This is a genomic window from Streptomyces sp. NPDC048560 (genome assembly GCF_040650955.1).
GTDB lineage: Bacteria > Actinomycetota > Actinomycetes > Streptomycetales > Streptomycetaceae > Streptomyces.
Genome location: NZ_JBEZIJ010000011.1, coordinates 340,138 through 353,101, shown reverse-complemented (window position 1 = coordinate 353,101; position 12,964 = coordinate 340,138). Strand labels below are relative to the sequence as shown.

Genomic DNA, 12,964 nt, shown 5'->3' with positions numbered 1-12,964 from the left:
ATGAATCGCACCTACCTGCGATTATCGGTTCGCTTCACTGAACCTCCACATCGTGCCACGCAGGTGAAGCAGCCGGGTCTGGGCGATCGGAGCCCTATCCTTGTCCCGGCAAGGTCAGGACCGGCCGGAACGGCCCCGACCGCAGGGCCCCAGGCCACCACCGGCCCCCGTAGCTCAGTGGATAGAGCAGGCGCCTTCTAAGCGCTTGGCCGCAGGTTCGAGTCCTGCCGGGGGCACACAGCTCGCACGACATCAGACCCTCCCTCGGGAGGGTCTTTTTTTTGCAGGTCACCGCAACGTAGCGAGGGCCGCGTAGCGAACGCGTAAGCAGGTGGCTGTGGCGCGAAGTCCCGGACACCTCAGACGGTCTTGAGCGTGGTACCGCCGCTTTCGAGTGCGGTGGTCTCGTGGGCGGGTGCGGCGATGTCGGTGACGAGGATGTCCACGAGGGTGGAGGGGCCGACGTACGCGTGGGCGACGCGGCCGAGTTTGGCGCCGTCGGCGGCGGCGATGATGCGGCGCGCTGAGGCGATGACCGCTTTCTTCACCGCTGCTTCGTCCAGGTCGTAGGCGGTTATGCCGTCGGCGGCGGACAAGCCGCAACAGCCCAGGACGGCGGTGTCGAAGCGCAGCGCCGCCAAGGAGGCGAGGGTGAGAGGCCCCGTGAGGGCTCCCTCGCCGGGCCGGGGCCTGCCCCCCGGGACCAGGAGCGAGGTCGGTTCGGGAGCGTCACCGAGGACGTCGATGGCTTGCAGCGACAGGGGCATGACGGTGACCTGCCGTCCGCGCAACAGGCGTGCCACTTCCAGACAGGTCGTGCCACTGTCCAGCAGGACGGTCTCGCCGTCGGTGATGAGTGAGGCCACCTCGGCTGCGATCCGTCGCTTGGCGTCGACGGCTTCGTGGGTGCGTAGCGCGAAGGGGGGTTCGTCTCCACGCAGGAGCAGGGCGCGGGCGCCGCCGCGGAACCGCTCCAGAACGCCCTGTGCGGCCAGGTAGTCGAGATCGCGGCGGATGGTCATCTCCGAGGCGCCCGTCAGGTCGGCGAGTTCGGCGACCGTGGCCGCTCCTGCGTCCTGGACGGCCTGGGCGATCAGACGGTGGCGTTCCGCAGTGCTCATACCGTGATTCAACACCACACACACCGCACAGCAAGACTGTTTGAAGAGGGGTGTATCGAACAGGGCAGTCGTTCGTTAGGGTGTCTTTCATGGAAAGAGCGCTTCGTATGGCCCGGTCTGCAACATTCGTCTACTTCGTCCTCAATGGCACGTTGCTGGGCATGTGGGTCGTGCAGATCCCGGCCGTCGAGGAGCAGGTGGGCATCAGTCACGCGACCCTGGGAGGATTCCTCGTTCTGCTGGGCGTCGGGGCCTTCGCCGGCATGCAGCTCGGCGGCCGTCTGTCCGACCGGCTAGGCACGCGGACCGTCGTTCCCCTGGCCGGCGTCCTGTGCAGTGCGACCCTGGTACTGCCCGGTCTCGCCCGGGAACCGTGGGCCCTCGGAGCGGCCCTGCTGGTCTTCGGCTTCGGGAACGGGACCCTCGACGTCAGCATGAACGCGCACGCCGTGCAGGTGGAAAAGGCGTACCAGCGGCCCGTCATGTCGGCCTTCCACGCCACGTTCTCCGTCGGCGGTGTCCTGGCCGCCCTGGCCGGCGCCGCAGCCATCGACCTCGGCTGGGGCACGGCCACGACACTGACCACGACCGCGTGCATCGGCGTCATCGTCGCCCTGGCATCGACTCGCGGCCTCCTGCCCGCCCCGGCCGCCCCGGAGGCAGATACCGATGGTGAGCCCGAGGCGCAGAAGCGCGCCGTTCCCACCCGGATCTGGCTCCTGGCTGTCCTGGCGCTGCTGATCATGCTGTGCGAGGGGGCCGCCAACGACTGGAGCGTCCTGCACCTCAAGACCGTCCTGGACGCGCCGGAGAGCACCGCCGCCTTCGCCTACGGGACCTTCGCGGCGACCATGACCATCGGCAGGCTCCTGGCGGACCGGGTCTCCGCACGGTTCGGGCCGATCGCCGTCCTTAGGTACGGCTCGGCTCTGGCCGCCGTCGGCATCACGCTGGTGGCCCTCTCGCCCTGGATCTGGGCGGCACTTGCGGGCTGGGCCCTGTTCGGCCTGGGCCTGTCCGGTTCCATCCCGCAACTCTTCAGCGCCGCTGGACACGCCGACCCCGCAGCCGCCGGCACCAATGTCTCCCGGGTCGCCGGACTCGGCTACGTCGGCATGCTCGCAGGTCCCGCGGTCATCGGCTGGATGACCCACCTCATGCCTCTCAATCACACCTTCCTGCTTCCCGCCCTCTTCTGCGCCACCGCCGCCGCAGCGGCCGGGATCCTGCGCAGTCCCTCGGACCGGCCGCACAAGGTCGAGCTGGCCTCCTGACCGCCTGTGCGACGTGACCTGATCTCGCGTCGCACAGGCCCTCCTGCTCAGGGGCGAGGACCGCTTCATGTGGTTCCGGACGGCGACCGGGGACGACTCGCTCGGTGTCCGCGCCCGCGCCCCCAAATGTCGTCAGGGCGACGCCTGTTGTTGACCCTGGTGCCATCTGCGGACTTTCCGTAGCGGTGACCATCGGTGCAGCGGGTCGGCGGTGTGCGTGGCGCGGGCCCCTTTGTTCGTGGGTGTCACGAGGGGGAACAGCGTGCAGCTTCGACGTACGGGACGGGCCGGCCCCGGGCGAGAGGTGGCCGCCTGCGTGGTGGGTGTTCTGCTTCTCACGGGCTGCGGCAGCGACGGGAGCGAGGGCTCGGCCGGGCCGACGCAGCCCGTGCCGGACATCGCTTGCGCCGACGGCGGTCAGGTGCGGGGCTCGGGGTCCACGGCTCAGGAGAACGCGATGAGCCGGTGGATGGAGCAGTACCGACTCGCCTGCCCGGATGTGCAGCTCGTCTACAACCCGGTGGGGTCGGGGGCCGGGGTCGCGCAGTTCCAGCGCGGGGCGAGCGCGTTCGGGGGTACGGACGAGGCACTGAGCGCGGAAGACGTGGAGGGCACCAGGGAGGTGTGCTCCGGTGGGCAGGCCATCGATCTGCCCATGGCCGGCGGCCCCATCGCCATCGGGTACAACGTGCCAGGTGTGACCGGCCTGGTGCTGGACGCTCCGACGATCGCCCGGATCTTCGATTCGCGGATCACCCGGTGGAACGATCCGTCGGTCCGGCGCCTCAATCCCGGCGCGGAGCTGCCGGATCTGCCGGTGGTCCCGTTCCACCGTACGGACGACTCGGGCACCACCCAGAACCTGAACGCGTACCTCAAGGGTGCCGCGGCCGAGAGGTGGCCGTATCCGGCGGGCAAGAAGTGGCAGGCCCGGGGCGGTGAGTCGGCCAGCGGGTCCGATTCGGTGTCCTCGGCGGTGATCCAGACCGATGGTGCGATCGGTTACTTCGAGCTGTCCTTCGCCGTCAAGCGGAAGATCGACACCGTGCGCATCGCCACGGGAGCCGCGGAGCCGGTCGCACCGAGTACGGCCAGCGCCTCGGTGGGCATCGCGGAGGCGAGGATCACCGGTACGGGGAAGGACCTGTCCCTGCGGTTCGACCACCGGACGTCCGCCGAAGGCGCCTACCCGATCGTCCTGGTGACGTACGAGGTGGTCTGCGACACCGGCAATCCGCCGGACAGCCTTCCCGCCCTCAAGTCCTTCCTCACCTACACCGCGAGCGAGGAGGGCCAGGAACAGCTGCACTCGATCCATTACGCACCGCTGCCCTCGTCCGTGGCGGCGCAGGTCCGCGAGGTCGTCAGTACCCTCTCCTGACCCGCGCGCACAGCCGTTCCGGCCGGTCGGCGGGCACGTCATGGTTCCCGGGCCGGGCATATCCTGAAAAGGGCTCGAAGCGCTCCTACCGGAAGCTCTCCTATCTGTTGGAGGGGTCATGACGTTCGTGCAGGTAATCGACTGCAAGACGAGCAGAACCGATGAGTTGAACAGCTTGATGGACGCCTGGATCGATGCGACCCAGGGCAAGCGGACAGCCACCCACTCGATCGTGGGACAGGACCGTGTAGATGCCACCCATGTGGTGGAGATCGTGGAGTTCCCCTCGTACGAGGAGGCACAGAAGAACTCGCGCCTGCCGGAAACCGACCGGATATTCCAGGAGATGGTCGCGCTGTGCGACGGGGAGCCGTCGTTCACGGACCTGGATGTCGTGCGGGACGAGCAGCTCAACAAGATCGCGGTCCGCAGCTTCTTCGACGACGTGATCAACGCGAGGAACATCGACGCGATGGACGCGATGTGTACCGCCGACTACCGGGACCACGACCCGTCGCTGTCCTCGTACGACGTGGGGCTCGAGCAGGCCAAGGCCGAGAACCGGCAGATCGTCGAGGCGCTCGAACCGGAGGCCACCATCGAGAGCCTGACCGCCGAGGGTGACATGGTGTGCGCGCGGCTGTCCTTCAAGGGGCGCCATGTGGGCGCGTACCAGGGCATGGAGCCCACGGGCCGGCAGGTCTCGGGCACCGGCCAGGCGACCTTCCGCTGCGAGGGCGGCAAACTCGCCGAGGGCTGGTGGAACGTCGACGATCTCGGTCTGATGCAGCAGCTCGGAGCGATCGGCAGCTGATCGGCGTCGTACACCGGTGTCTCCGGCGCCGCGGCGAGGGGCGCTCGCCGCTCACCGAGCCGGCGTCGTGAACGTCTCGCTCCAGGCCAGGGACACATGGGGCTCTCGTACCTGGCCGGGAAACCGCGTGGAGGTCCGCTCCGCCGGTTCCGCACCCGCCGGCCAGGTCGAACCGGTGGGGAGCGACCGGGCGGTCGCTCCCCACCGTGCCGTTCCCCGTTACGCGGCCGTCAGCGGCCGAAGGACGCGCCCAGTGCGGCCTTCACGGCGACCGTTCCCAGCGTCGCGTTGTTGATGGCCGACGAGCCCGTGGCCGTGGTGCCGGTCGTGGTGGCCGGGAGGAACCAGAGCGCGCCCGCGCCCGTGTCCTCGCCCGGGGCGCCCACCGCGAGCTCCGCGCGGCCGTCCTTGTCGCCGTCGGTGAAGGCGGCTGCAGCTGCGAACCTGTCGTTCGGCTCGGCGACTCCCGCGACGCCCGCCGTGTCCTGGTTGAAGCCCTTGGCCCCGGTCGCCGTGGGTCCGCCGGAGGTGCCGGCCATGACGATGACCGCTCCCGCTCGCGCGACCGTGCCGAGGGCCTCGCCGGAGACGCCCACGGCGATCTCGCCGAGCCCGTCGCCGTTGGTGTCGCCGATCGCGACGGACGAACCGAAGCCGTCCGACAACTCGGCCGCGCCGGGGATGCCCGCCGAGTCCTGGTTGAAGACCTTCGCCTTGGTGCCCTGCGCACCGGTGGCGCCGCCGGGCACGTAGGTGACCATGCCGCCTCTGGCGAGGGGCAGGTCCATGTCGCTGTCGTAGCCGTCGATCGCGCGGCCGACGACGAGGTCGGCGTAGGCGTCGCCGTTCACCCGGCCGACGGCGAGGTGCTCGCCGCCCTCGATCGCGTAACCGTCAGGCCCGCCCCTGACCGCGGTGAGCGCCCCCAGGCCGGTGGCGCCGCCTGCGGCGACGACGATCCTGCGGCTGTCGAACTCGTCCCCGGCATGGGTGAGCGCGGCGACGTCGTCGCGGCCGTCCCCGTTGACGTCACCCGACCCGAGGTCCAGGTATCGCCGGTCGTCCACGTCCGGGTAGGCGGCGGTGGAGGCCGCGGCGCCCGCACGGGTGAAGGGGCCCGACAGGGTCTGGAGATCGGCCCACCTGACGGTGGCGAGGTCCGCGAAGCCGTCCCCGTCGAAGTCGCCCGCGGTGAGCAGGCGGCCCACCCCGTCGTACTGCTCGCCCGTCAGCAGCGTGGCGCCGCCGGACAGGCCGGTCGCTCCGCCCCAGATGACGGTGAGCAGCCCGGTGCGGTCCACGGTGCCGTTCTTCTCGGTGGCGGCGCCGACGACGAGGTCGCTGTATCCGTCCCGGTCGAGGTCGGCGGAGGCGAGCGCGCTGCCGAAGGCGTCACCGGCCTCGGCGGCGTCGGGGACACCCGCCGAGTCCTGGGTGAGGATCTGCCTGGTCGCGGTCGCGGGCCCGTTCGTGGAGCCGTACACCACACCGACGTATCCGGCCCCCGCCCGGCCGTTGACCGTGGCGCCCGGCGCGGCGACCGCGAGATCGGCGAAGCCGTCGCCGTTGTAGTCGACGCGGCCCGCGGCCGTGGCCGACACCGCCGGCGACGCAGCCGCCGAAGCCGTCGCGCGCGCGGGTGCGGTCGCCTGGGCGGCGGGTGCGGTGATGACCGCGGCAGCTGCCACCGCTACGGCGAGTGCCGCCGTCGTTCCGATCGCTCGGGTTGCCACACGGACTCCTTGTCGAGTTGCAGGAAGGGTTCTGCTCGGGCGTATCGATGAGTACGCGGGTGTGCACTGCATACGCTGAGACGTGCGGAACCCGGCAAGGGTTGTACGGTGCACCGTCGTTGACCACCCGTCACCGCGGACAGCCGGGACGTGCGCGGACGGAGGCAGGGACTTGGACCGAGCGGTGCGACTCGTGACGGGCGCGGACCTGCCGGTGTACGCCGACGGCATCCGCCGGGTGTACGCGGCGGTGTTCTCGGCCCCGCCGTGGGACGAGGACGAGACGATGGCCGGTCTCTACCTGGAGCGGCTGGCCCACGACGCGCTGCGGCCCGGATTCACGGCAGCGGTGGCGTGCGACGGGGACACGGTGGTCGGCTTCGCCACGGCGTGGACGACACCCGACTCCTTCCCGGAGGACCGGAGTTACGGGGCCGTGGCCACCGCCCTGGGGGCCGCGCGGACGCGCGCCTGGCTGTGCGGCGGACTCGAGGTCGACGAGCTGGCGGTCACCGCGGCGGCACGCGGCACGGGCCTGGGCACAGCGCTCCTCCTCGCGGTTACGGACCCGGCCACGGACGGCCGTTGCTGGCTGCTCACCTCGGTCCGGGCGCGTGCCGCGCTGGACTTCTACCGGCGCGCGGGCTGGTACCAGGTCCCCGGGGCGGTGCCGGGCCGGGCAGGTCTCACCGTCCTGCTGGGCCCACGGCACCCGGGCCGCCCCGAGGCTTCGTGGCGCCGGCCGTCCGGCGGGGCCACCGACCTACAGGAGAACAGCGGCCAGCAGGACGAAGGAGGCGGCGGAGACGGCCGTGCGGACGCGGTGCAGGGCGTTCCAGCGGGGCTCGAACGCCGCGCGGGCCGCCGCGTCGTCTCCTCCCTCGGAACCGGCGAGCGCGTTGTTCAGCGGAATGTTCCCGATGATCGTGATGAGGTGGCTGATCACGGCGCAGACCAGGGCGGCCAGGACGAGGTTCCAGTCCCTGTCGCCCAGCCCGTCGGGATCCGACACAGCGGCGGCCGGCAGGGCGATGACTCCCAGGAAGACGAGCAGGAAGCCGGGCCCCGGTACCTTCTCGTTGAATCGGCGCATCGCTGCCGTGAAGCGGTCGTCCGGCAGCGGGGCGAGTCCGGGCATGATCACGACCAGGAACGTCAGCATGAAGCCGGCGTAGAGCCCTGCGGTGATCACGGCGAGCATCAGAAGCAGTGAGGACATGGGCACATCATGGCGCGGGAGCGCGGCCCGCACAGCCCGGTGTGACCGACTGCCGTGCGGACCCGCCGGCCGTGTCAGCCGATCTCGCCCTCGTCCCCGCCGCCGTCCGGCCCGTCGCCGCCACCCAGCAGCCGGTTCGCCTCCTCGATGGCGGTGGCCAGTTTCCGTACCGAGCTGTCCTCCGTCCGGTCGGCCAACGTGTCGGCACGCGAGGCGAGTTCCCCGAGGCCCGGCGCTCCGGGCATTTCGCTTCGGCGCAGCGCCTCGGCGAAGTACGCGGCCACGGCTGTGACTTGGAGCCGGCTGTTGTCCCCGCCCCACAGCGCGCCGTCGATCTCACCGGTCTCCACCGAACCGGTCTCCTCGTGCGCCTTCCTGGTCTTCGGGTCCTGCCAGCGCACCGTCGCGGTCGCCACGTGCCCGGACGCGCCGTCCCGGAGGCGTACCGCGTAGAGCGCCGTCACCGTGTGGCCGGGGCCGATCTCGCCGCCGTCCACGCTGTCGTCGCGGAAGTCCTCGTCGGCGACCTTGCGGTTCTCGTAGCCGATGAGCCGGAACTGCTCGACCGTCTCGCGGTCGAAGGCCACCTGGGCCTTGGCGTCGCGGGCCCGCAGTTCGACGTGGGCGGGAAGCTGGTCGACGAAGACCTTGCGGGCCTGCGTCTCGTCGGAGATGTACGTGGTGTGGCCGTCGCCCTTGTTGGTGAGGCGTTCCATCAGCTGGTCCCCGTAGTCGCTGCCGACACCCACGCCGAAGAGGGTGATGCCGTACTCGCGACGGGAGGAGTCGATGCGTTCGAGGATCGGGTCGGCCTCCGTCTCACCGGTGTTGGCGAGTGCGTCGGAGAGCAGCACCACCCGGTTGGTGGCGCCTTCGCGGTGACCGTCGGCCGCCTCGTCGTAGCCACGCCTGATCCCGGCGTCCACGTTCGTCGACTCCTCCGGTTCCATGCCCTCGACGATGTCCCGGATCTTGGTGCGGTTGCCCTGGAGCCGGGTCATGGGCAGCCTGGTCTCCGCCTCGTCGCTGAAGGTGACCAGGGAGACGGAGTCGTCGTCGCGCAGCTCGTCGGTGAGGTAGCCCAGGGACTTCTTCGCGAGGTCCAGGCGCCCCGGTTCGGCCATCGACCCGGAGATGTCGACGACGAAGGTGAGTGCGGCGGGCGGACGTTCGCTCCGGTCGGTGGCGGCCTTGGTGGCGAGACCGACCCGTACCAGCGACCAGTCGCTCGCGTCCGCCCCGGCGCGCGCACCGTCGACGGTCACCGAGAAGCCGTTGTCCTCGGGCCGCTGGTAGCCCTGGCGGAAGCTGTTGACGAACTCCTCGGGCCGCACCGTCTCCGGTCCCGGCAGCCGTCCGTCGCCGAGGGTGCGGCGCGCGTAGCCGTAGCTCGCAGTGTCCACGTCCAGGGCGAAGGTCGACAGGTAGTCCGGCGGCGCCACGTCGTCACGGTCCGCGCTCTCGCGCTGTTCCGGACTCACCTCGTCCGCCGCCCCGCCGGGTGCGGCCGGCGCCGGCGCCCCGCCGCTCGATTTTCCGGTACCGGTCTCGCGGTCGGCGGCACTCGAACCGTCCGGTCCCGCGCCGCAGCCGGTGAGCAGCATTCCGCCCGCCAGCAGCAGCGCGAGCGCCCCGCTGTACTTCGCTGTCCGATCCTTCATCGGTACCCCCCACGTCGTCGGCATCTGTGAATGTGACGTACGGGGAGGCCCGGGAATGCAGACGAACGAGTTGCGGATCAATCTCGATGCGGCAACGGCGGGCGGAAGCGGCGCGGAAATCCGCGGAATGTCAACTTCAGGACACGATGTCCTTACGACTGAACCCCCGGAAGGCCAGGGCGAACAGAATCAGGGCATAGGTGACGGACACCGCGGCGCCCTTGGCCATGCCGCCCCATTCCAGGTCCGGCTGGAGGGCGTCCGCCCAGGCGAACTGCCAGTGCGCGGGGAGGAATTCGCGCCAGGAGCCGAGTGCGGTGACGGCGTCCAGGACATTGCCGACGATGGTCAGGCCGACGGCGCCTCCGACCGCTCCGAGGGGTGCGTCGGTCTTCGTCGACAGCCAGAACGCCAGTGCGGCGGTGACCAGTTGGGAGACGAAGATGAACGCCACCACGAGCGCCAGCCGCGGAACCGTGTCCCCGGTGGCGAGCGCGCCGCCGGTGGGGAGTTGCAGTGGCCCCCAGCCGTACGCCGCGGCTCCCGCCGCGAGTGCGACCACGGGCAGCAGCACCATCGCGGCCAGGCTGAAGCCGAGCGCGACGACGAGCTTGCTCCACAGCAGCCGGGTCCGTGGCACGGGTGCGGCGAGCAGGTAGCGCAGCGACGACCAGCTGGCCTCGGAGGCGACGGTGTCCCCGCAGAACAGGGCCACCGGCACCACGAGCAGGAAGCCGGCCGAGACGAACAGGCAGGTGGCGGCGAAGTTCGCGGCGGAGGCCGTCGCGGTGTCCATCAGGGTGATCCGTTCACCGCCGCCCGGGCCGCCGTCGGGGGTGCCGCCGATCGCGAAGGCGATGATCAGGATGAACGGCAGGGCGGCCAGCACTCCGCCCATGAGCAGGGTGCGGCGCCTGCGCAGCTGCCGCATCGCTTCGACACGCAGCGGCAGTGTGCGCCGGGCGCGGTATCCGGGCGCCTCGGGGGCGTGTGTCACATCGACTGCGGCACTCATGCGGAGCCTCCGGAGATCAGGGTGAGGAACGCGTCCTCCAGGCGGCGGTGCGGGCCGACGCCCGTCAGCGGCAGGTCGAGGCGCACCAGCTCGGTGATCAGCTCGGACGAGGTGGCGCCGTCGAGCCGGACGAGCAGCCCGAGCCCGTCGCCCGTACGGACGGCCGAGCCGATCCCCGGGAGGGCGGCGATCTTCTCGACGAGCGGTTCCGCGACCTCCTGGGCCGTGGTGACGAGCAGCATGTCGCCGGAGCCGGTGATCTCCGCGACGGGTCCCGCCTGCACGAGCCGGCCCCGGTCCATGACGACGAGGTGGGTGCAGGACTGCTCCACCTCGGAGAGGAGATGGCTGGAGACGATGACGGTCCGGCCTCCGGCCGCGTACCGGATCATCACGTCGCGCATCTCGCGGATCTGGGGCGGGTCCAGGCCGTTGGTCGGTTCGTCGAGGATGAGGAGGTCCGGCATACCGAGCATGGCCTGGGCAATGGCGAGCCGCTGGCGCATTCCCTGCGAGTACGTCCGCACGGCGCGGGCGAGAGCGTCGCCGAGCCCCGCGATCTCCAGGGCCTGCTCGATGTGCGAGTCCTCGGCCGGCCTGCCGGTGGCCTGCCAGTACAGGTCCAGGTTGGCCCGCCCGGACAGGTGCGGCAGGAAGCCCGCACCCTCCACGAACGAACCGACCCGCGACAGCACGGGCGCACCCGGACGGATCGCATGTCCGAAGACGCGGATGTCGCCCTCGTCGGGGGTGATGAGCCCCATCAGCATCCGCAGGCTGGTGGTCTTCCCGGCACCGTTCGGACCGAGGAGCCCCAGCACCTGCCCCTTCTCCACGCGGAAGGACAGTTCCCGGACGGCGTACCGGTCCGCGGACTTGGCGTACTTCTTCGACAGGCCGGTGATCTGGAGCGGTACGTCGGAGAGCGCCGGGTCCGGCGCGGGCGTCGCGGTGCGACGGCGCGCGGAGAGCAGGAGCGCGGCGGCGATCACGACGGCCGCGGCCGGAAGCCCCCAGGTCCACCAGGGCAGCGCGGTAGACGCGGTCTTGACCTGCGGTGCCGTCGGAACGGTCAGCGGGCTCTCCAGTGCGGCCGTGTACGTCGCGGGCTCGGCCGGCGACGCGTAGCCGAGGTCGGTGGCGGACAGGACGAGGCGGAGCCGGTGTCCTGAGTCGATCTCGTGGTCGACGGCCGGCAGTGTCAGCTCGACGGGCCTGCCCTGCTGGGCGGGCGTGATGCGGTGGGCGGTGACGAGCTGGGAGGGCAGCACCTGCTGCTTCCCGTCGGGAGACACGTCGTAGACCTTCGCGAACAGCACGGCGTCCTTGCTGCCCTGTCCGGCGTCCGCACTGCCCTGTCCGCTGTCAGCCGTAACGTTTACGCGGACGGTGGGCGAGCCGGTGACGCGTACGGACTCGGCGAGCGGACGGGAGTCGAACCGGGCGTACTGCCCGGGGAAGTCGAGCGAGAGCCCGACGCCGACGGACGCCAGCTGCGAGAGCCCGCCGCCGACACCCGGCACGGCGGAGATGGCGGGCGGGCTGGCCCCGGCGGGATTGAGGAAGGTCTGCTTGCCGCCGGCGAGCGCGATCTCCTCGCCTCCACCCGTCAGCCCCGGATAGCGGTCGCTGCTCGCCCCACGCTGCTGGGCGGCCCCGTCGGTCGAGTCGATGCCTCCGGTACGGGTGACGCGGAAGGCGGGCCCTGTGCCGGCCCCCTTCTCCTCCTTGAGATACCGGTCGAACCAGGCGCCGACACGGCTCGTGATCCGGTCGTCCTCGCGGTCGCCGCCGTCGTGCCCGCCCGCGATCCAGTCGACTGCGACGGGCGCGCCGTTGCCGCTGATGGCCTTCGCCATGGCGTCGGCGTGGTCGAGCGGGAAGAGCGAGTCCGACTGCCCCTGCACGATCAGCGCGGGCACCTTGATGCGGTCGGCGACGGCGACCGGCGAACGCTCGGCCAGCAGCTCCCGGGCGGCGGCGTCCGGCTTCCCGCTGACGGCGACGCGCTCGTACATCTCGCAGAGCTGCGCCTCCAGCTGCCGGCATCCGCCGCCGGTGGTGACGAAGATCCCGGCCCAGAGCTTCTTGAAGACGCCGTCGGGGAACAGCGCGTCGGCCAGGTTCCAGTAGGTGATGACGGGCGCGACGGCATCGACACGCCGGTCGTGTCCGGCGGCGAGGAGCGAGACGGCGCCCCCGTAGGAGACCCCGGTGATACCGACCCGGGGATCGCCCTTGCCGTCGAGTTCCACCTCGGGCCGGCCGGCCAGCCAGTCGATGAGCCCTGATACGTCCTTGACCTCGGCGTCGGGTGCGTTGAGCGCGATCTCTCCGCCCGACTTCCCGAATCCGCGGGCCGACCAGGTCATGACGGCGTAGCCATCGGCCGCCAGCTTCTGCGCCTGGGCCCGCGCGTCGGCTTTGCTGCCGCCGAAGCCGTGCCCGATGAGGACGGCGGGCCGCCGCTCGGAACCCCCGCTCGTGAAGTACGAGGTGTCGATCGGCACCCCGTCGAGCCGCAGCGTCCGGTCCTCGCGCTGCACGGCGGGAGCGCTGTCGTCGGCGACCGCGGTCCACGTGCCGCCGCCCGCGAGCACGACGAGCGCGGCGAGGCCGGCAGCCCATCGGCCGCGCTTGCGTGGCAGCCGGGGCCGCCACCGGGAAGTTGGGGAGTCCATACCCCGACCCTAAGCGGACGCCGGGGCCCGGCGGGAAGCCGCCAGGGGGAAGTCCCCGGCCTCCC

Annotated in this window: 9 protein-coding genes, 1 tRNA gene and 1 pseudogene; 5 read left to right on the top strand and 6 right to left on the bottom strand. The window is 71.2% G+C overall.

The genetic code is table 11. The features are described from left to right. Window positions 1-163: 163 nt before the first annotated feature. Window positions 164-236 (top strand) — tRNA-Arg (locus tag AB0C82_RS28505). Between the two features lie 123 nt (window positions 237-359). On the opposite strand, the gene AB0C82_RS28500 is transcribed toward AB0C82_RS28505, so the two are convergent. Continuing rightward, on the bottom strand, window positions 360-1,121 hold the full coding sequence (locus tag AB0C82_RS28500) for a DeoR/GlpR family DNA-binding transcription regulator (RefSeq protein WP_362847178.1): 762 nt from the start codon (window positions 1,119-1,121) through the stop codon (window positions 360-362). 107 nt (window positions 1,122-1,228) lie between these two features. Here AB0C82_RS28500 and AB0C82_RS28495 point away from each other — a divergent pair, with 107 nt between their 5' ends. The 3 genes from AB0C82_RS28495 (at window position 1,229) to AB0C82_RS28485 (ending at window position 4,590) form a co-directional block, all read left to right on the top strand. Further along, the gene (locus AB0C82_RS28495) at window positions 1,229-2,395 is read left to right on the top strand and encodes an MFS transporter (RefSeq protein ID WP_362847176.1); all 1,167 of its coding nucleotides are present in this window, start codon (window positions 1,229-1,231) and stop codon (window positions 2,393-2,395) included. Between the two features lie 316 nt (window positions 2,396-2,711). Further along, the gene (gene pstS, locus AB0C82_RS28490) at window positions 2,712-3,776 is read left to right on the top strand and encodes a phosphate ABC transporter substrate-binding protein PstS (protein ID WP_362847173.1); all 1,065 of its coding nucleotides are present in this window, start codon (window positions 2,712-2,714) and stop codon (window positions 3,774-3,776) included. A gap of 118 nt (window positions 3,777-3,894) precedes the next feature. Then, window positions 3,895-4,590: an ester cyclase gene (locus AB0C82_RS28485; protein WP_362847171.1), complete on the top strand. Its 696-nt coding sequence runs from the start codon at window positions 3,895-3,897 to the stop codon at window positions 4,588-4,590. Between the two features lie 230 nt (window positions 4,591-4,820). Here the strand turns inward: AB0C82_RS28485 and AB0C82_RS28480 are convergent, their stop codons facing one another. Next, complete coding sequence (locus AB0C82_RS28480) at window positions 4,821-6,323, bottom strand: FG-GAP repeat protein (protein WP_362847168.1); 1,503 nt, start codon at window positions 6,321-6,323, stop codon at window positions 4,821-4,823. A gap of 172 nt (window positions 6,324-6,495) precedes the next feature. Between AB0C82_RS28480 and AB0C82_RS28475 the strand changes: the two are divergent. After that, window positions 6,496-7,044: pseudogene (locus AB0C82_RS28475) on the top strand (GNAT family N-acetyltransferase); the annotation flags it as partial. A 42-nt stretch (window positions 7,045-7,086) separates the two neighbouring features. On the opposite strand, the gene AB0C82_RS28470 reads toward AB0C82_RS28475, so the two are convergent. The 4 genes from AB0C82_RS28470 to AB0C82_RS28455 all read right to left on the bottom strand — a co-directional run bounded on the left by AB0C82_RS28470 (window position 7,087) and on the right by AB0C82_RS28455 (window position 12,899). Beyond that, window positions 7,087-7,542, bottom strand: coding sequence for a DUF1772 domain-containing protein (locus tag AB0C82_RS28470; protein WP_362847165.1), 456 nt, complete (start codon window positions 7,540-7,542; stop codon window positions 7,087-7,089). 74 nt (window positions 7,543-7,616) lie between these two features. Beyond that, entirely contained in the window at window positions 7,617-9,203 is a 1,587-nt protein-coding gene (locus AB0C82_RS28465; RefSeq protein WP_362847163.1) for a von Willebrand factor type A domain-containing protein, read from the bottom strand. A 136-nt stretch (window positions 9,204-9,339) separates the two neighbouring features. Beyond that, on the bottom strand, window positions 9,340-10,218 hold the full coding sequence (locus AB0C82_RS28460; protein ID WP_362847160.1) for an ABC transporter permease: 879 nt from the start codon (window positions 10,216-10,218) through the stop codon (window positions 9,340-9,342). After that, window positions 10,215-12,899 (bottom strand): alpha/beta fold hydrolase, encoded by a 2,685-nt coding sequence (locus tag AB0C82_RS28455; RefSeq protein WP_362847158.1) that lies wholly within the window; start codon window positions 12,897-12,899, stop codon window positions 10,215-10,217. Before AB0C82_RS28455 ends, AB0C82_RS28460 begins: the two co-directional genes overlap by 4 nt. Window positions 12,900-12,964: the final 65 nt, after the last annotated feature.